This is a genomic window from Acinetobacter junii (genome assembly GCF_018336855.1).
GTDB classification, from domain to species: Bacteria; Pseudomonadota; Gammaproteobacteria; order Pseudomonadales; family Moraxellaceae; genus Acinetobacter; species Acinetobacter junii.
Genome location: NZ_CP059558.1, coordinates 1,784,521 through 1,802,487, shown reverse-complemented (window position 1 = coordinate 1,802,487; position 17,967 = coordinate 1,784,521). Strand labels below are relative to the sequence as shown.

General features: G+C 37.6%; 20 protein-coding genes and 1 riboswitch. Of the genes, 9 read left to right on the top strand and 11 right to left on the bottom strand.

Annotated elements, in window-relative coordinates; all coding sequences use genetic code 11:
• Positions 1-30: 30 nt before the first annotated feature.
• On the top strand, positions 31-513 hold the full coding sequence (locus tag H2677_RS08515) for a winged helix-turn-helix transcriptional regulator (RefSeq protein ID WP_125298649.1): 483 nt from the start codon (positions 31-33) through the stop codon (positions 511-513).
• 1 nt (position 514) lies between these two features.
• Here H2677_RS08515 and H2677_RS08510 read toward each other — a convergent pair whose 3' ends face one another.
• Positions 515-1,915 (bottom strand): aminotransferase-like domain-containing protein, encoded by a 1,401-nt coding sequence (locus H2677_RS08510; RefSeq protein ID WP_212638318.1) that lies wholly within the window; start codon positions 1,913-1,915, stop codon positions 515-517.
• 122 nt (positions 1,916-2,037) lie between these two features.
• Between H2677_RS08510 and H2677_RS08505 the strand changes: the two genes are divergently transcribed.
• Positions 2,038-2,901 (top strand): DMT family transporter, encoded by an 864-nt coding sequence (locus tag H2677_RS08505; protein ID WP_212638317.1) that lies wholly within the window; start codon positions 2,038-2,040, stop codon positions 2,899-2,901.
• 11 nt (positions 2,902-2,912) lie between these two features.
• On the opposite strand, the gene H2677_RS08500 is transcribed toward H2677_RS08505, so the two are convergent.
• The 4 genes from H2677_RS08500 to tusD are packed head-to-tail and all read right to left on the bottom strand — an operon-like array spanning position 2,913 to position 4,317.
• A complete protein-coding gene (locus H2677_RS08500; RefSeq protein WP_039047884.1) occupies positions 2,913-3,224 on the bottom strand; it encodes a TusE/DsrC/DsvC family sulfur relay protein in 312 nt (103 codons plus the stop codon).
• 31 nt (positions 3,225-3,255) lie between these two features.
• A complete protein-coding gene (locus H2677_RS08495) occupies positions 3,256-3,540 on the bottom strand; it encodes a hypothetical protein (protein ID WP_212638316.1) in 285 nt (94 codons plus the stop codon).
• 13 nt (positions 3,541-3,553) lie between these two features.
• Entirely contained in the window at positions 3,554-3,904 is a 351-nt protein-coding gene (locus H2677_RS08490) for a hypothetical protein (protein ID WP_004915593.1), read from the bottom strand.
• A 44-nt stretch (positions 3,905-3,948) separates the two neighbouring features.
• Positions 3,949-4,317, bottom strand: a complete 369-nt coding sequence (tusD, locus tag H2677_RS08485; protein ID WP_004954585.1) for a sulfurtransferase complex subunit TusD — start codon at positions 4,315-4,317, stop codon at positions 3,949-3,951.
• Positions 4,318-4,380: 63 nt separating this feature from the next.
• On the opposite strand from tusD, the gene H2677_RS08480 reads away from it, so the two are divergent.
• The 4 genes from H2677_RS08480 to H2677_RS08465 all read left to right on the top strand — a co-directional run bounded on the left by H2677_RS08480 (position 4,381) and on the right by H2677_RS08465 (position 9,158).
• On the top strand, positions 4,381-5,388 hold the full coding sequence (locus tag H2677_RS08480; RefSeq protein ID WP_004915596.1) for an SDR family NAD(P)-dependent oxidoreductase: 1,008 nt from the start codon (positions 4,381-4,383) through the stop codon (positions 5,386-5,388).
• A 117-nt stretch (positions 5,389-5,505) separates the two neighbouring features.
• Positions 5,506-6,900, top strand: coding sequence for a class II fumarate hydratase (fumC, locus tag H2677_RS08475; protein ID WP_212638315.1), 1,395 nt, complete (start codon positions 5,506-5,508; stop codon positions 6,898-6,900).
• A gap of 115 nt (positions 6,901-7,015) precedes the next feature.
• Positions 7,016-7,507, top strand: coding sequence for a hypothetical protein (locus H2677_RS08470; protein WP_005402678.1), 492 nt, complete (start codon positions 7,016-7,018; stop codon positions 7,505-7,507).
• Positions 7,508-7,644: 137 nt separating this feature from the next.
• Positions 7,645-7,734, top strand: a riboswitch (glycine riboswitch).
• A gap of 179 nt (positions 7,735-7,913) precedes the next feature.
• A complete protein-coding gene (locus tag H2677_RS08465) occupies positions 7,914-9,158 on the top strand; it encodes a D-amino acid dehydrogenase (protein WP_212638314.1) in 1,245 nt (414 codons plus the stop codon).
• 47 nt (positions 9,159-9,205) lie between these two features.
• Here H2677_RS08465 and H2677_RS08460 read toward each other — a convergent pair whose 3' ends face one another.
• Positions 9,206-9,853 carry an A1S_1983 family putative colistin resistance protein gene (locus tag H2677_RS08460; protein WP_099948740.1) on the bottom strand — a complete coding sequence of 216 codons (648 nt, stop codon included), beginning with the start codon at positions 9,851-9,853 and terminating at the stop codon, positions 9,206-9,208.
• A gap of 98 nt (positions 9,854-9,951) precedes the next feature.
• On the opposite strand from H2677_RS08460, the gene ispF reads away from it, so the two are divergent.
• Positions 9,952-10,443, top strand: coding sequence for a 2-C-methyl-D-erythritol 2,4-cyclodiphosphate synthase (ispF, locus tag H2677_RS08455; RefSeq protein WP_212638313.1), 492 nt, complete (start codon positions 9,952-9,954; stop codon positions 10,441-10,443).
• Here the strand turns inward: ispF and H2677_RS08450 are convergent.
• The 5 genes from H2677_RS08450 to glnL all read right to left on the bottom strand — a co-directional run bounded on the left by H2677_RS08450 (position 10,431) and on the right by glnL (position 15,497).
• On the bottom strand, positions 10,431-10,955 hold the full coding sequence (locus tag H2677_RS08450; protein ID WP_151958339.1) for a protein tyrosine phosphatase family protein: 525 nt from the start codon (positions 10,953-10,955) through the stop codon (positions 10,431-10,433). The genes ispF and H2677_RS08450 overlap by 13 nt on opposite strands.
• Positions 10,956-11,093: 138 nt before the next feature.
• Positions 11,094-12,014: an ornithine carbamoyltransferase gene (argF, locus tag H2677_RS08445; protein WP_004954568.1), complete on the bottom strand. Its 921-nt coding sequence runs from the start codon at positions 12,012-12,014 to the stop codon at positions 11,094-11,096.
• Between the two features lie 113 nt (positions 12,015-12,127).
• Complete coding sequence (locus H2677_RS08440; RefSeq protein WP_004954566.1) at positions 12,128-12,769, bottom strand: TetR/AcrR family transcriptional regulator; 642 nt, start codon at positions 12,767-12,769, stop codon at positions 12,128-12,130.
• A gap of 132 nt (positions 12,770-12,901) precedes the next feature.
• Positions 12,902-14,401, bottom strand: coding sequence for a nitrogen regulation protein NR(I) (gene glnG / locus H2677_RS08435; protein ID WP_087539284.1), 1,500 nt, complete (start codon positions 14,399-14,401; stop codon positions 12,902-12,904).
• Positions 14,388-15,497 carry a nitrogen regulation protein NR(II) gene (glnL, locus tag H2677_RS08430; protein WP_004954561.1) on the bottom strand — a complete coding sequence of 370 codons (1,110 nt, stop codon included), beginning with the start codon at positions 15,495-15,497 and terminating at the stop codon, positions 14,388-14,390. Before glnL ends, glnG begins: the two co-directional genes overlap by 14 nt.
• Positions 15,498-15,825: 328 nt before the next feature.
• On the opposite strand from glnL, the gene rimO reads away from it, so the two are divergent.
• Positions 15,826-17,169 carry a 30S ribosomal protein S12 methylthiotransferase RimO gene (rimO, locus tag H2677_RS08425; RefSeq protein WP_004915625.1) on the top strand — a complete coding sequence of 448 codons (1,344 nt, stop codon included), beginning with the start codon at positions 15,826-15,828 and terminating at the stop codon, positions 17,167-17,169.
• Between the two features lie 51 nt (positions 17,170-17,220).
• On the top strand, positions 17,221-17,949 hold the full coding sequence (gene pyrH, locus H2677_RS08420) for a UMP kinase (RefSeq protein WP_004662027.1): 729 nt from the start codon (positions 17,221-17,223) through the stop codon (positions 17,947-17,949).
• Positions 17,950-17,967 lie beyond the last annotated feature (18 nt).

Genomic DNA, 17,967 nt, shown 5'->3' with positions numbered 1-17,967 from the left:
AATACTTTAAAAAATAATTAGGTGATAATAATGAAATGGGAAGAAATCGGTGAGCAACCATGTTCTGTTGCTAGAACACTTTCGGTTTTAGGTGATCGTTGGACAATGTTGATTCTACGGAATGCTTTTATGGGTATACGCCGTTTTGATGATTTCCAGCGCAGCTTAGGGCTAACACGTCATGTGTTATCAGAACGTTTAAAACGCCTCGTAGAGCATGAAATTTTAGTTAAAGTTCCTTATGTAGAACGCCAAGAGCGGTTTGAATATCAACTTACTGAAAAAGGACTAGACTTGTATCCAATCATTCTTTCGATGGTACAGTGGGCTGACAAATGGATGGATAAAGGGTTAGGTAAGCCGATAGAATTTACACATAAAAATTGCGGCAAGAAAATTAGCCCCAAAGTGGTTTGTTCTGAATGCGAAGAGCCTATTCATGTAAAAGATGTAAGAGTTGCAGCGGGACCAGGATATTTCGCTTTCGTGGAGCAAAAGAAGAAGACAGCTTAATTCAAATTTCTTCTTGTTCTATCTCATGTTTTATTACGTGAGATAGAACTTCAAAAATTTTAGGGTTTAAGCATTGTGCGACGTTAAATCTAATAAAGTTTTTGTAATTTTTATTTTGACTGAAAGCGTTACCAGGCGCTAAAACAATACCTTTTTCAAGACATTTTTGCGCAATTATTGAGCTATCTAGATTTTCATCTAATTTACACCATAAAAAAATTCCAGCTTGAGGTTTTATCCAAGGCCGAATACCTAATTGTTCTAAGTTTTTTATTGTGTAATCCATTGCCTTAGCAAGCCGTATTTTTAAATCTTCGAGGTATTTTCTATAATTGCTATCCGTAAGTGCAAAATAGACAATCTCTGCAGACAGATGATTTCCTCCAAAACTAGTCGCTATTTTTATATCAGTTAAATCCTCTATCCAATCTAACTTACTTGCAATATAACCTGTCCGTATAGAGCCAGAAAGTGTCTTTGAGAAACTACCAATTTGTATGACTCGGCAAAGTCCATCCAACGCAGCAAGTCTAGGGGCTGGATTTAATTCAAGATCAGCGAAAATATCATCTTCAATTACAATAAGGTTAGAGTTTTCGACAAGTTTCAGAATTTGATAAGCCATTGTTGGAGTTAATACAGACCCTGTTGGATTATGAATACCTGAATTGGTGATATACAGTCGGGGATTATAAGTTGTGATGGCATTTGCGAATGCGTCAAGATCTGGCCCTATTTGAGTATATGGAATGCCAATGATCTGAATTTGATGTACTTTTAATAATGCATGAAAATTAAAATAGCATGGATCATCAACTAAAACGACATCATTTGGCTTAAGAAAGTAACGGCAAATCAGATCAATTGCTTGAGTCCCTGAGTCAGTCAGCAGAATCTGTTCAGATAATGCCTCTATGCCACGATTAGATAATTTGCGAGAGATCAATTCTCTGAGCGGTCGCAAACCAAGTGGTGTTGAATAATCGGTCAGAATATTGTTATGAGTTCTAGAAACCGTTCGAATGGCTTTTCGTATATTTTCGTGTGGCATCCAATCATTTGGTAACCAGCCACAACCCGGTTTTAATACATTTTCTTTTGCTTCTAAAGACTGCCTAGATATCCATAGTGGATCAATATTACGATCAATAAATCTGGGATGAATTTCAGAAATAGACAAAGGTGCTAATGGAGCTGAAACAAAAAAACCGGAACCTGTTTTAGATTCAATGATGCCTTGTGCAGCAAGTCGTTCATATGCTTCAACAACTGTTGATATTGATAAGCCGAGCATTTTGGCTAAAGCACGCACAGAAGGTAGACGTGAACCTGTCATTAGAGAACGTGTTTTAATTTGCTCATTAATATAAGAAATCACAAAATTGATCTTTGTATTCTTCATCTAATATTCGCCAACTGTATTGTGTTCAATACCAATACAGTTATTTAATATTGTACTGTATTGTCTATGGAGCATTCACCTTATCACAGTTTAGATTCTCCTTATAGATTCGGAGAATATATATGAAAGCTGTGAGTAATGGTTGGTTGAATGGATTTCTTGCAGTTGTGATATTTGCAGGCTCACTACCAGCTACTAAAGTTGCTGTGATGGATATGAGTCCAACTTTTGTAACAGTTGCGAGAGCTGCAATTGCAGGTGTATTGGGGTTATTTTTACTTATTTTATCTGGTCAGAAGTTACCAAAACGAGAGGACTGGATTGGTCTTTTATATGTTGCAATTGGTGTGGTTATTGGCTTTCCACTCTTTACAGCTTTAGCAATGAAATATGTGAGTGCAGCACATACTATTGTTTTTATTGGTTTACTTCCACTTGCTACAGCAATTTTTGGAGTGCTACGTAATGAAGAACGACCAAGTTTAATATTTTGGATATTTTCAATCTTCGGCGCTTTAATTGTCTTCGTCTTTATGTTGTTCCAAAGTCATAGTTGGTTATTTAACTATGGTGACTTTCTTATGTTGCTGGCGATTTTATTTTGTGGTTTTGGTTATGCCGAAGGAGGAAAACTATCTAAACATTTGGGAGGTTGGCAAGTGATTTGTTGGGCATTGCTGATCCCGCTTCCCATCATGTTATTTTTTTCCTATTCATATTTACCAGCTAATTTTGAGTTGATCTCGCTGAAAGCTAAATTAGGTTTAGCTTATGTATCGATATTTAGCATGTTGATAGGTTTCTTCTTTTGGTATAGAGGTTTGGCGCAAGGTGGGATTGCAGCTATAGGGCAATTACAACTACTACAGCCTTTATTTGGATTGGCAATAGCATCAATTTTTTTACAAGAACAAGTGAGTCTATCGATGCTTATAGTGACGATTTGTGTAATTGTGTGTGTTGCTTGCGCCAAAAAATTCTCTTGAATCAGAAATATTTACAAACAATTTGCAGGTTTGGGAACACCCGCCAATCGGCTTAAGTGGCGTGCAACTAAACCTGTATTGAACTTCTGCTGTAGTTCAGCATTGTTAATCTCAGGGTTTACCGTTTTCATTAAAAATTTTATTAGTGGTCGGGTAGCTGGAGAATGTCCAAACTGTTGATAAAACTGACGTACAGCATTTAAAACCTCAAAATGCCATTCTGTAAGCTCCAAATCTAATGATTTAGCAAGCTCCTTAGCAACTTCATGGTTCCAAACGGTATAGTCAACTAAATGTCCGTCTTGATCTAGTTCTAATTGCATAAAATAGCCTAAGCAAAAATTAAAAAATATCTTATTTAAGTGTAACACAATGATTAAATTCTAAAATTAAATCAGCAAAATCAGAGTATTGCAAAATGTTGATTTGCGTGTGATTAGTCTGATTTAGTAAATTAACATCTGAATCTAAACAATATATGCTCCGATAATTATTAAAAATTTCATCAGGTACAGCTAACAAAGCTTCACCCATGATCACGATCGGGTCGTCAACTAATGCAAATTGATATAGCTCGCTCCAAACTTTCGCCAGATTGCTATATGGTGCCTGAATGGTAATTAATGTTTTTTTGTTCATGGGGAAATCTCAATCACCAATATAAGACATGATCAAATGATCGAACGAATTCAGGAAGCAGGTTAACCAGTTCTATATCTTGATCAGAATTTTGAACCTCATGACGATCTTTATTTTTTTCTTCAATCAGAATTGGTGTCAAATCATAAAATTCAAAACTTTCCACCATATTGGATGCAATTTTAAAAGCATCACGGAATTGATTAAATTGTAGCTTATTGTTTAGTAGGCTAATTGCAGCGTCTTTGAATAATACTTTGACAGATATACCAAAGGTTGCTAAAACCATAGTAGCAGATAAACTTTCGTTGATTTGCAAACTGGTCAAATTGGGCTGCGTTAGGATGACGAGTACAGTTTTCACACAATTTACCTTTTAAAAGCAACACTCTAATAAAGAACTTAGAATTAAAATTGAATTAACCGCGAACAGCTTTGCACAGCATCAGCTAATTCACCGAGACCGACTAACTCAAATCCTTGAGCTAAGTTGTGATGTTGTAGCGAATGACGTTGCGCATTGTCCGCATCAGTGATTCCTCTAGCGAGAGCAGCACTGACACAGACAGGGAGTCGAATACCAAGTTTTTGCCATTCATGTTTCAAATTACGTTGATCATCAGGAAACCACTGAAAATCATTCGCGACTTGAACACCATCTTGGTAAAAGAAAACACGAAACTCTTCATGCTTGTCTTGCAATGCTTGAGCTAAACCAAAAGCATGCCAAGCGATGATAGACGTTGGTGCTGAGGTAATTAATAGTAGTGTACTCATTGAACATTCACTATAGATATAGTCGGCAAATGATGGACATATTAAAAAGAAGGTAAGTATACAATGATTTTGGTGACAGGTGGTTTAGGCTTTATTGGTTCCCACATTGCCTTGAGTTTATTGGCTCGAGGTCATGAGATCGTCATTGTTGATAACTTAGCTAATTCTACATTGCAAACTTTGGAACGCCTAGAGTATATCTCAGGTATGTATATACCATTTGCCAAGCTCGATGTCCGAAATACACCTGCATTAAATAAAGTCTTTGAACAATACTCAATAGACACTGTTATTCACACGGCAAGTTTTAAATCTTTAGAAGAATCCGTGTTAAAACCACTTGAATATTATAACGATAATGTCAGTAGTATTATGAGTTTACTCCGTGCGATGCAACGGATGGGTGTTCGGCAACTAGTTAATATTTCCAGTTTAGCCGTTTATGGTAAATCAGATGATCAATTGATTGAGGATACGGAATTTAATTATACCTATTCAAATCCTTATATCCGTTCGCAACAAATGGTTGAAGACATCATCGCTGATACTTACAAAGTCGACCATGATTGGAAAATGGTAAATCTAAGATTGTCTAATATTGTTGGTGCATTTGAACATGGGGTTTTAGGGGAATACGTTCCGCAATTGCCTAAAAATATCGTACCACTCGCTTTGCAGGTTGCCGCGATGCAAAGAGAGTGCATTGAACTCCAAAATCAGGCAAATACTACTGATGGTACTGTTGAGCGAAGTTTTTTGCATGTATTGGATGCTTGTGATGCTGTATTAGCATCTTTACATTGGTTATCAACTCAACAAGGTTGCTTAGAGAGTTTTAATATCGCCCATAATGATTTAACTTCAATAAGCAAATTAATTGAAGAAATTAGTAAAGTAACCAAAATGGAGATACGCGTGCAGCCGGCTGTTTATCAACATGAGGAGCTTAGTCAGCTTGGGGCGAATATCGATAAGGCTGCGAAAATATTGAATTGGACTCCTAAGCGTTCTTTAACCCAGATGATTGAGGATGAATGGAGATTTTATCTCAATATTTTGAAGGGCAACTAATAAATAATGATTCTTATTTACATTTATAGCTGCTTTCATTAGGATAGAAATATAAGCCAAAGCACCATCCGCTCTAGCCCATTTATAAAAGTTTATTGATTGAATTTGAGGTGTTTTATGCAAATGCGAATTGAACATGACACGATGGGTGAGGTTGCAGTTCCAAACAATGCTTTATGGGGGGCGCAAACTCAAAGAAGTTTGCAAAACTTCAAAATAGGAAATGAAAGATTACCAAGAGCAATGATTCGTGCGATGGGGCTTGTAAAGAAAGCCGCAGCAATAACTAATGCTGAGTTAAAACAACTGCCTCAAGAGTTAAGCCAATATATCGTAGATGCTGCTGAAGAGGTGATTGAAGGCAAGTGGGATGATCAATTTCCACTTGTAGTGTGGCAAACGGGCTCGGGTACGCAAAGTAATATGAATTGCAATGAAGTGATTGCAAATATTGCAAATCAGAAGCTTGGTCATGCTTTAGGTACCCAAAATCCTGTACATCCAAATGATCATGTAAATCGAGCTCAATCGACAAACGATTCTTTTCCTACAGCGATTCATGTTGCTGCCGCACTTCAAATTAATGAATTATTAATCCCTGCCGTTGAGAAGTTAAAAGATACTCTGCACGCTAAATCAGAAGAATTTAATGTCATTGTGAAGATTGGACGTACACATTTACAAGATGCAACGCCGCTTACATTGGGTCAAGAATTTAGTGGCTATGTCTCACAGCTTGAACATGGACTTAAGCGTTTAAACCAGGCATTAGCTGGTTTGTATGAATTACCACTTGGTGGAACGGCTGTTGGCACTGGGTTGAATGCTCATCCAGACTATGCAGTTAAAGCAGCTGAACAATTAAGTGGTTTGACGGGACTACCTTTTATAACAGCACCTAATAAGTTTGAAGCATTGGCAGGAAGAGATGCTGCCGTATTTGCCTCAGGTGCTCTAAAAACGCTAGCTGTCAGCCTAAATAAGATCGCGAATGATATTCGATGGTTAGCCAGTGGACCACGCTGTGGTTTTGGGGAGTTGCGGATTCCTGAAAATGAACCTGGCTCTAGCATTATGCCTGGCAAAGTCAATCCAACTCAAAGTGAGGCTATGACGATGGTTGTTGCTCAAGTGTTAGGAAATGATACGACGATCAATGTCGCAGGTGCATCGGGTAATTTTGAGCTAAATGTTTTTATGCCTGTGATTGCCTATAATCTTTTACAATCTATTCAATTGCTTGGCGATGCTTGTAATAGTTTTAACGATCATTGTGCAGTAGGAATTGAGCCAAATCGAGATAAAATTGATTATTTCTTGCATAATTCATTAATGTTAGTCACTGCACTTAATCCTGTGATTGGTTATGAAAATTCAGCCAAAGTAGCTAAAACAGCATATAAAGAAAATAAAACCCTTAAGCAGGTCGCTGTAGAACTTGGTTTAGTCTCCGAAGCACAATTTGATGAGGTAGTTAAGCCAGAAAATATGGTCTCTCCAAACACAAAATAAAGCACTTTAAATATATCAAGAAGAAAACCTCACTTTGCTGAGGTTTTTTATGAGTAGTTTTTATAAAGTGAACTGCGTACAATACGCTTTTGATTTATTTGACTGTTGCTTTGTTATGCTCAAAATCTATTTAACAGATACTCAAACTCATATCCAATTTTCAGATATTCCAAATGAAAATCCTGTTAAGTTTCTGTTAAATTTAAAAAAAATATTTCCTAGTACAGCCGATTTATTATTACCTGTACTACCTGAAGACAACAATTTAGAAAACGTAACATGGGAAGCTACATCGAGTGATTTTGATGTATTTAAAAAGCTTGTTGAAGGTTGGGGGATTATTGAGCTACGCCTGAGTGCAATCACAACATATAAAGATAAGAATTTTGCGAATGATTTAGTGAAGAAAGCGCAGATCAGACGTAAGCAAATTTCCCAAAAGCATCCTCAGTTATCATTGATTGAGCTTGATTATATTTTAATGCACGAAATCCATGCTTTGATTGATGCTGAATTAGTAATGATTGGAGAAAAATTTTATTTACCTAAGTTAAGAGAACTTTGGAAAGGAAATTTCTCTGAACAAATTTTGCAATGCAAATTCTAAAAATCTAAAGCAGACAAATCGTCTGCTTTTTTTATTCTTGAGCAAATTTAGAGTAGAATAAAGAACGACCTACAAAGAATTACAACATATTCATGTCTGTATTTCACTACGGCATATATATTGCTTATAGGGATATAAATATTATTGCGGGAGAGAAGTTCTTCAATGAACTCGCCGAAGGAGCAACGACCCCGGAAACTCTCAGGCAAAAGGACTGTAATAATATAAATACAATCTGGAGAGCAGTGCTCTTAATGTAGAAACAACACAATTTATTTTCTACACAAAACACTCACCGAAGGGGAAGGCTTAATGATTAATTGGTAATCATCTGCCGAAACTCTCAGGTACCATGACAGATGGGGCTATACAAAAAAGGAATGCTTTGCATTTCTAGGAGTTAGCTATGCCTCATGTTGTTGTTATTGGTGCGGGGATTACGGGTGTAACGTCTGCATATGAATTAATAAAATTAGGTTATCAAGTGACGGTAATTGATCGTCATCTATTTCCAGCGATGGAAACCTCTTTTGCGAATGGGGGGCAGTTATCCGCTTGTAATGCTGAAGTCTGGAATCAAAAAGCAACAGTGCTAAAGGGCATTAAATGGATGAGTAAAAAAGATGCACCATTGTTGCTCAATCCTTCTTTCAGTGTGCATAAATATCGTTGGTTGGTCGAATTCTTAACACATATTAAAAACTACAAAGCAAATACCATTGAAACAGTGGGTTTAGCACTTATGGCTAGACAACGTCTTTTTGAGGTCGCTGAAAAAGAGAATCTGTCATTCGATCTTGAAAAGCGTGGCATTTTGCACATGTACCATACAAAAGAAGATTTCGAAATTGCAAAAAAAGTGAATGATATCTTAGTAGAAGGAAAACTTGAGCGTAATGCAATCACTCCAGAGGAAATGAGAGCAATAGAGCCTACGTTGACTGGAGATTATTATGGTGGATATTACACAGCTGGAGATGCGACTGGAGATATCCATAAATATTCAGTAGGCTTAGCACAAAAAACTGAAGAATATGGTGTTAATTATCGCTTTGGATTGGATGTTGTAGACGTAAAATGTTTACAAGACAAAGTGATTATTCAATGTAAAAAAAGCTCTGAAAATATGGATGCTGAATCTGAAGAGCACACTGAAATTGAAGCGGATTTGATTGTTGTGTGTGGTGGTGTGGGAAGTTATCAGTTAGCAGATATGCTTGGAGATAGCGTCAATGTGTATCCAGTGAAAGGATACTCAATCACAGTGCAACTCAAAGATGAACGTAGTGTCAAGAATGCACCTTGGGTCAGTCTGTTAGATGAAAGTGCAAAAATTGTGACATCACGCTTGGGCGCAGATCGTTTCCGTGTGGCTGGTACAGCTGAATTTAATGGCTATAACCGTGATATACGTGCTGATCGGATTCAACCATTAATCAATTGGGTTAACCAAAATTTTGATATTTCTACAGAGCATTCAGTACCTTGGGCGGGATTGCGTCCAATGATGCCAAATATGCTGCCTGTCGTTAAGCAAGGTCGACAATCACGTGTTTTCTATAATACGGGACATGGACATTTAGGATGGACCTTATCAGCAGCTACCGCTGTGATTATTAGTCAAGAAATCTCACAAAAATTTCCAAACTAAATTAAAAATGCCGATGTTTATACATCGGCATTTTTTCATAATTCTTCTTAATCATATAAACGATATATTCCTGTAAAACGCTCACATCCTTTTTGATCACTTTTAATAACAAGTAGAGCTTTTTGAAAATCAAACTGATATTGGCATTTCTTTTCATTATCAATAATTTGGTTCTTTTTTTCGGGTGTGCTGTATGCAAGCAGAGACATAGTTTGAGTTTCAATGCGATTGTTTGGATTGCGGTAGGCTATACCTTCAATTTTTAGCTTATCTTTATCAAGTTGATGAATCTGTAAATGCACAGGAAGCTCAGACAATCTACCATTCTCAAATTTTAAATAATGTTGCGTGAGCGTTTGATTCATCGATGTATAAAAGTTCAAATCATCAAAACGCAAATCAAATTGTTGCTGAAAACATGTCTTTGATTTGCATTGTTGAATTTGATTAAGCCAGAGTTTTTGTGTGTCGTGTAAAAGTTGCAAAGGTGCATCTGTAACAAGATAAGCTGTTAAAAACTTATTATTTAGCTTTTGAACATTATCAGAATGTTGCTGTAAGCAAATTTTCTTTCCTTGAAATTTGCTATTAGTGCAATCGATAGATTTCGCGTACACAAATGTTGAGCAAAAACAACTCAATGTAATAATGTAACCCGTTTTCTTTAATTGATTTCTTACAGTGTTAAACAGCATAATCACTTATACTTTCAGTCTAATTTGCTCAACGTACTATAGCGAAATAGAAAGCCTGAATACAAGATTTGTTCGGTATATTGTAAAAGGAAAATCATATGGTTGCTCAAATTCGTATTGGACAAGGGATCGATGTACATGCGTTTGAAGAAGGTGACTTTGTAACTCTAGCAGGTATTAAAATTCCACATACTCAGGGTTTAAAAGCACATTCAGATGGTGACGTTGTATTGCATGCGCTTTGCGATGCGTTATTAGGTGCATTAGCATTAGGTGATATTGGGCAGCATTTCCCAGATACTGATCCACGATACAAAGGTGCTGATAGTCGAGTTTTGCTTAAGCATGTGTATCAGTTAATCTTAGATCGAGGTTATCATCTAAATAATGCAGATATTACAGTTGCATGTGAGCGTCCAAAGCTTGCTAAGCATAATTTAGAAATGCGCCAATCTATCGCTGATGTATTAGAAGTGGATGTGACGCAAATTAGTATTAAGGCAACAACAACAGAACAGCTTGGTTTTACTGGTCGTCAAGAGGGTATTTTAGCGACAGCGACGGTTTTAATTTCTCATCAAGTAAAATGATTTGTGTTAATCAGTGACTGTTCTAATTCTAATGTTGATTTTCTTCCTTGTAGCTGTAATGAAACACTGTGAATTAGACCAGTCCAAGTTTCATTAGGTTCCCATACCTGATGAAGTAACTCTTGGGCAGTTGGCATATCCATATCCATATAATACTGACGATATAAATAAATCAAACAACTCGCACGCATATTCTCTGTGCAGTGTAGCCAGACAATTTCATTTTTAACAAGATGGTCGATTAAATCTAAAACAAGTAAGCATTGATCAGAGCTTGGAACTTCCCAGTCAATTGGAATGTGTATGTAATTCAGCCCGATATCTAAGCAAATTTGATCTTGGTGATTGAGATGATCTGCAGATTTACTAGTAGATAGATTAATAACGGTACTGCACCCATATTCTTTAATATGATGAAGTTGATCTATAGTGGGTTGCGCCGAGTTAAATAAGTGCTCATGGACAAAGGAAAAGTGTGGTACTTGTGATAAAGCTTGTTCTAAGGAAGTCATAATATCTACTATTTAATTAGTTTGCTTCTCAAAATATGAGAAATTTACACTAAAGTATTTAATCTAATATACGTCTTTTACTTCAAGTCTTCAATTTTTGTCAAAAAAAACAGCATCAATTGATGCTGTTTTTTTCATTTAGTCTTTCTTTAAATTTTCATTAAGCAAGAATTCCATTAATGCTTTTTGTGCATGCAAACGGTTTTCTGCTTCAGACCAAACCACAGAGTTTTTGTGATCAAGCATATTTTCTGAAATCTCTTCGCCACGATGAGCAGGTAAGCAATGCATAAACAAACAGTCTGGATGTGCTAAATCCATGAGTTTTTCATTTACTTGGAAGTCAGCAAATGCTTTTTCTCTTAATTTTTGCTCTTCTTCTTGCCCCATGCTTGCCCAAACGTCTGTCACGATCAGATCAGCATTCACTGCTGCATCTTCAGCTTTATTGAAAACTTCAACACAGTCGGCAAATTCAGCTAAAAATTCAGGTTTCGGTTCGTAACCTTCTGGGGATGCAATTTTGAGTTTGAAACCCATCATGTGTGCAGCTTCGATATACGAATTACACATGTTATTGCCATCACCAATCCATGCAACTGTTCGACCTTTGATACTACCTCGATGCTCTTCATAAGTTTGCAGATCTGCAAGAAGTTGGCAAGGGTGATGATCGTCAGTGAGACCGTTGATTACAGGTACAGTAGAATAAGACGCAAAGCGCTCTACGATGTCATGACCGAATGTGCGAATCATAACGATATCTAGCATGCTTGAAATTACACGAGCTGAATCTTCGATTGGTTCGCCACGACCAAGCTGAGTATCGCGCGGAGATAGGAAAATGGCATTACCACCGAATTGGCAAATTCCAGCTTCGAATGAAATACGAGTACGTGTACTTGATTTTTCGAAGATCATTCCCAAAACTTTACCAACAAAAGGCTGGAATACCGTATTGCTATGTTGCATGCGTTTAAGTTCATGAGCACGATCTAAAATGCGTTGCAATTCTAAAGAAGACAGGTCTCTTAAAGTCAGGAAATGCCGAAGCGCCATAATTACTCCCACAATAATTATTGAATAAAAACAATAATTAATTGTTGTTTAATGGGTGGTGAACAAAAAAGGAATTGACTACTATACTATACGCTCAAGAAAAAGCAAAAGAATTAGACTTTTTGATGAGCTTTTAGAAACAAATCAACAGAAAAATCAATATAATCAAATATTTCTTTGTCTTCAGCGGGTACATCTAGACCCATCAAAATACGCCATTCAACATCCCGAAGAATTCCAAAATACATCGTGGCTGAAAATTGTGGCTTTTCGCAAAAAATTTCACCTGAATGATGAGCTTGTTCTAGCGCAAGTGATACACTATTTTGAATGTTCATCGCACATTTATTATAAAGATAGTGGGCAAGGTCGGTATTGTTCTGTGATTGCTCAAGAAACATACGCATGAATGCAATATTTTTAGGCTGTATGATGTGTTGATAAAATCTTTGCAGCGTTTGTACAAGGTAATTTCTTAAGTTTGTAACATTACAAATGTATGGTAAACATATATCTTTGAAGAAGACTTCGCGGCGGTAATCGCAGATCGCAGTGAAAAGCCCTTCTTTATTGCCAAAATACTTATAAATTGATGTTTTTGAACCGCCAGCATGATGAACAATATCATCTAAAGAAACAGCGTCATAACCGCGTTCTAAGAACAGATCAGTTGCACAAATCAGCAGTGCAAGTCGACGCTCTTGCCCACGACGAGTTTGAGGTTGTTCACAACTTGGATAACAAAGATCAGTCATTACTCTGGCTTAGATATAGCGGGATTTTTAATAGTATATCAAAAACCCTATGTAAAGTATGGTTATGAGCTAGATCAATGTTTCAAAACGTCTCAAATAAAAAGCGAGTCACATTGACTCGCTTTTTATGGTTTATGCACTGCGCACTTCGTCATCATCCTCGTCATCAGCAGAGTCCATACCAAGCTCCTTTAACTTTCTGGTCAAGGTATTACGTCCCCAACCTAAAAGTTCAGCCGCATGACGTTTACGACCACGAGTTTGTTGAAGTGCTGCATTAATCAATGTTTTCTCAAACATTGGGGTGGCGATGTCTAAAAGTTTCATTTCGCCATTTTTAAGTTTTTGAATTGCCCATTGACCCAATAACTCATCCCAGTGATGAACAGCAATTCGGTCTACGATTGCAGGACTAGTCGTTGCAACAGATGCAGTTGGATCATTGTTCGATTTTTGGAGAGGAACTTGCTTCAATTCAGCAGGCAGATCTTCAGGATAGACTTCACGACCTGTGATCATGACAGTTAACCAACGGCAGGTATTTTCTAATTGACGGACGTTGCCCGGCCAAGGTAACTGCTGCATGTAATCTGTGGTTTCAGATCTAAGAATTTTAGGGCTTACACCAAGTTCTTTGCCTGCACGAGCAAGGAAGTGTTGAGCAAGCATCGGAATATCTTCGCTGCGATGTGCAAGCTTTGGAATATGAATGCGAATAACATTTAGACGATGATATAAGTCTTCACGGAAGCGACCTTCGTTCACTAATTTTTCAAGGTCTTGGTGCGTTGCAGCAACAATACGCACATCGACTTTTACTGGAACATGCCCGCCTACACGATAGAACTCACCATCAGCAAGTACGCGGAGTAATCTAGTTTGAGTCTCAAATGGCATATCACCAATTTCATCTAAAAATAGTGTACCGCCATTTGCTTGTTCAAAACGTCCTTGATGTTGAGTGTTAGCGCCTGTGAAAGCACCTTTCTCATGTCCAAATAACTCAGTTTCAATCAAGTCTTTTGGAATAGCAGCCATGTTTAATGCAATGAAAGGTTTTGCACGACGTGGTGAGTGTTTGTGCAGAGCATGTGCAACTAACTCTTTACCTGTACCTGATTCACCGTTAATTAATACGGTGATATGAGATTGTGATAAGCGACCAATTGCACGGAAAACCTCTTGCATTGCAGGAGATTCACCAATGATTTCTGTAGATTGCAGAGGTGCTGCTGCTTTGGTTGCTTCTTGTTGCTGTAGCTTATTGAGATGTAGAATCGCACGATTAACTAAAGCGAGTGCTTCATCAATATCAAATGGTTTTGGTAAATACTCAAAAGCACCCGTCTGATAACTTGAGACAGCAGACTCCAAATCTGAGTGTGCAGTCATAATGATGACTGGAAGTTCTGGATGAGTATTTTTAACTTTAGATAAGAAAGTTAAACCATCAATTCCTGGCATCCTGATATCAGTTAGAATGACATCAGGAGCTTCATCGTGTAAACGTTCAAGCGCTGTTTGTGCTTCTTCAAAATTGGTAACGTCAAAACCTTCTTCTTTGAATGTTTTTTCAAGTACCCAACGCATGGCACGATCGTCATCAATTACCCAAATTTTATTTCGTGACACGGTCTGACTCCCAAGGTAGATATAAGCTAAATATGGTTTTTCCAGGAATGGATTGACATTCAATCATTCCGTTATGTTGATGCATAATATTTTGCGCGATACTGAGGCCTAAGCCTGTACCTTTTGCTCGCCCAGTGACTAAAGGGTAAAATACTGATTCTAAAATACTTTCTGGTACACCTGGTCCATTGTCCTCAATATCTACTCTTACCGTTGAACGGTTTAAAACACCATTTATGGTGACGAGACGTTGGATACGAGTGCGAAGGGTAAGCTCTGGTTCAGAATCTACGAAAAATTCTTTATTTTCAGTCATCGCTTGCACAGCATTTACACTGATATTCAGCATGACTTGAATAAGTTGATCTCGGTCAGCCATAACATCTGGCAGAGATAAGTCATAATCACGTGTGATCTTAATTTTTTTCTTGGTCTGGTTCGCGATTAATGATCTAACTCTTTCTAATGGCTCATGGACATTAACATGTTCATAACTTGGTAATTGGCGCGAACCTAACATGGTATCAGCTAGATTAGTCAATCGATCAACTTCATTAATAATGATATCTGTAAATTCTCGATAACTATCATCACTTAAGCTTCGTGCAAGTAATTGTGTTGCTCCACGTATGCCTGCCAATGGATTCTTAATTTCATGAGCAACACCACGAACAAGTTGACGAGCAACTTGATGTTGTTGCACTAAATTTTCCTCTTTCGAAATTTTAAGCATTCGATCGATAGGGTTGAGTTCAATTAATAATAATGGGTGATAGCTTTTACCTGAATTTAATTGGGAAACGGTATAGTCAACATGAATCGGTTTGAAGTTGACATTAATTACCGCTTCACGTCGGGTGTAATGCTGACCACTGTTTAAAGTATTAAGCAAGGCTTCGTAAGTATTAAAAGTATCATCATGTGCATGGAGCAAATTTAAGACAGGTTGACCTGATGCGCGCAATAAACTGATATCAAACAATGCTTCACAAGCTGAATTCAGATAAAAAATATTTAGCTTACTATCGACCAATAAGATGGCAGTCGTCAGATTATCTACTAGAAGTCGATAGTCGATAGTGGTGTGTTGATCCATTTGTGAATCGTCCTGTATTAAAATGGCGCAATTAATATCAATATAAAAGAATAGCCATTAACGTAATGAATCTTAATAATGCAAAATACAAGCCAACTTTGTATTAGCGGAATTTCAATAACTTATTTCGTTAATGTTCTATTTATACGTTATTTTTCACATACATTAAGTTATTTTGAAATTTTATAGTGTTCTAAATTGGTGCAATGTTGGTTTTTGTTAAAAATACTGGTTGTATTTTGGTGCATTACACAAAGAGATGGCTTTGCAGCTATGCGGAAGGCGAGAAAAGACATACAATACGCCGATTCAAGTGGAGCGCAGATTCATGAAGACCCCCAAAGTCGGTTTTGTATCTTTAGGTTGTCCTAAGGCATTGGTAGATTCTGAACGAATTTTAACTCAGTTAAAGACTGAAGGTTATCAAGTTGCATCAGATTATGACGGTGCAGATTTGGTTGTTGTTAACACCTGTGGTTTTATTGAATCTGCAGTACAAGAGTCTTTAGACGCGATTGGCGAAGCCATGAGCGAAAACGGTCGAGTTATCGTAACAGGTTGTTTAGGTAAAGACGAAGACAAAATTCGCCAAATGCACCCAAATGTACTTAAAGTAACAGGTGCGGCAGCATATCAGGATGTAATGGAAGCAGTACATGAGTATGTACCTGCACCGCCAAAACACAATCCTTTTATTGATTTAGTCCCTGAACAAGGTGTGCGTTTGACACCTAAACACTACGCTTATTTGAAAATATCAGAAGGGTGTAATCACCGTTGTACATTCTGCATTATTCCAAGTATGCGAGGTGATCTAGTATCTCGTCCAGTAGGTAGTGTATTAGATGAAGCAGCAGCATTAAAGCGCGCTGGTGTCAAAGAAGTTCTTGTGATTTCTCAAGATACTTCAGCTTATGGTGTGGACACCAAATACAAATTAGATTTTTGGAATGGTCAGCCTGTTAAAACCAAGTTTTACGACATGTGCGAAGCGTTAGGGCAACTTGGTATTTGGGTGCGCCTACATTATGTCTACCCATATCCACATGTTGATGCAGTAATTGATCTAATGGCTCAAGGGAAAATCCTGCCATATTTAGATATTCCTTTTCAGCATGCCAGTCCGCGCATCTTAAAATTGATGAAGCGACCAGCTCATAGTGAAAATACGTTAGAGCGTTTGAAGTTGTGGCGTGAAAAATGCCCTGAATTGGTGATTCGTTCTACCTTCGTGGTTGGTTTCCCAGGTGAAACAGAAGAAGACTTCCAAATATTACTTGATTGGTTAAAAGAAGCTCAGTTAGATCGCGTAGGTTGCTTTACTTATTCACCTGTGGAGGGTGCAACGGCAAATGATCTTCCTGATCACGTACCTGAAGAAATTAAGCAAGAACGTTATGAACGTTTTATGGAAGTCCAACAAGAAATTTCTGCTGCAAAACTACAAAAGCGTATCGGTCAAAAGATGACTGTGCTTGTAGACAGCTTGGAAGATGAATTTCCAGTAGCGGTGGCGCGTTCTTACGCGGATGCACCTGAAATTGACGGTAATGTTTTTGTAGAAGATATTGATAAAAGTGTGATTAAAGCAGGTGATCTGCTTGAAGTCGAAATTACTGATGCGGATGAATATGATTTATTTGCAAAGTTAATTCAGATTAAGTCTGCTTAATATTAAATGCGATAAAAGAATTTATGAGATTGGTCGGTTTGGAGTAAAAGTATGTCAGCTTCTAAAAATCCACGTTATGCACGTATTTTGTTAAAGCTTTCTGGTGAAGCTTTAGCGGGTAATAAAGATATGGGTATTGATGCCCAAGTCCTTGATCAAATGTCGCTTTCGATTGCTCACTTGGTTGGTTTAGGAGTACAAGTCGGAATTGTAGTTGGTGGCGGTAACTTATATCGTGGAAGTCAGTTACAAAAAGACGGTTTGGTTGGGCGTGTAACTGGTGACCAAATGGGGATGCTGGCTACAGTTATGAATGGTTTGGCAATGCGTGATGCATTAGTTCGTCGCAACATTAAAACACGTTTAATGTCTGCTCTTCCGATCGGAACAGTTGTTGAATCTTATTCAAGTCGTGATGCGATTCGTCATTTAAGCCAAGGTGAAGTTTGTGTGTTTGTAGCAGGAACGGGAAATCCGTTCTTTACAACTGATACAGCAGCTTGTTTGCGTGGTATCGAGATTGAAGCAAACCTTATTTTGAAAGCGACGAAAGTTGATGGTGTCTACAACAAAGATCCAAGCAAATATGACGATGCTGTGAAGTACGATAACTTAACTTTCGATCAAGTACTTGATGAAAAACTTGGTGTAATGGACTTAACTGCGATTTGCTTGTGTCGTGACCATAATGTTCCATTGCAAGTTTTTGATATGAACAAATCTGGTGCATTGCTTTCTGTAGTAATGGGCGAAAAAGAGGGTACTCACGTTACGAACTAATGTACGTGAGACCGAAAG

Coding starts and splice junctions, on each gene's coding strand:
- tusD (WP_004954585.1), bottom strand. CDS start 4,317: ATGAGTACACTACTATTAATTACCTCAGCACCAACGTCTATCATCGCT.
- H2677_RS08505 (WP_212638317.1), top strand. CDS start 2,038: ATGAAAGCTGTGAGTAATGGTTGGTTGAATGGATTTCTTGCAGTTGTG.
- pyrH (WP_004662027.1), top strand. CDS start 17,221: ATGTCAGCTTCTAAAAATCCACGTTATGCACGTATTTTGTTAAAGCTT.
- rimO (WP_004915625.1), top strand. CDS start 15,826: ATGAAGACCCCCAAAGTCGGTTTTGTATCTTTAGGTTGTCCTAAGGCA.
- H2677_RS08465 (WP_212638314.1), top strand. CDS start 7,914: ATGCCTCATGTTGTTGTTATTGGTGCGGGGATTACGGGTGTAACGTCT.
- H2677_RS08480 (WP_004915596.1), top strand. CDS start 4,381: ATGATTTTGGTGACAGGTGGTTTAGGCTTTATTGGTTCCCACATTGCC.
- H2677_RS08515 (WP_125298649.1), top strand. CDS start 31: ATGAAATGGGAAGAAATCGGTGAGCAACCATGTTCTGTTGCTAGAACA.
- ispF (WP_212638313.1), top strand. CDS start 9,952: ATGGTTGCTCAAATTCGTATTGGACAAGGGATCGATGTACATGCGTTT.
- fumC (WP_212638315.1), top strand. CDS start 5,506: ATGCAAATGCGAATTGAACATGACACGATGGGTGAGGTTGCAGTTCCA.
- argF (WP_004954568.1), bottom strand. CDS start 12,014: ATGGCGCTTCGGCATTTCCTGACTTTAAGAGACCTGTCTTCTTTAGAA.
- H2677_RS08495 (WP_212638316.1), bottom strand. CDS start 3,540: ATGAACAAAAAAACATTAATTACCATTCAGGCACCATATAGCAATCTG.
- H2677_RS08510 (WP_212638318.1), bottom strand. CDS start 1,915: ATGAAGAATACAAAGATCAATTTTGTGATTTCTTATATTAATGAGCAA.
- H2677_RS08500 (WP_039047884.1), bottom strand. CDS start 3,224: ATGCAATTAGAACTAGATCAAGACGGACATTTAGTTGACTATACCGTT.
- H2677_RS08440 (WP_004954566.1), bottom strand. CDS start 12,769: ATGACTGATCTTTGTTATCCAAGTTGTGAACAACCTCAAACTCGTCGT.
- H2677_RS08460 (WP_099948740.1), bottom strand. CDS start 9,853: ATGCTGTTTAACACTGTAAGAAATCAATTAAAGAAAACGGGTTACATT.
- H2677_RS08470 (WP_005402678.1), top strand. CDS start 7,016: ATGCTCAAAATCTATTTAACAGATACTCAAACTCATATCCAATTTTCA.
- H2677_RS08450 (WP_151958339.1), bottom strand. CDS start 10,955: ATGACTTCCTTAGAACAAGCTTTATCACAAGTACCACACTTTTCCTTT.
- glnL (WP_004954561.1), bottom strand. CDS start 15,497: ATGGATCAACACACCACTATCGACTATCGACTTCTAGTAGATAATCTG.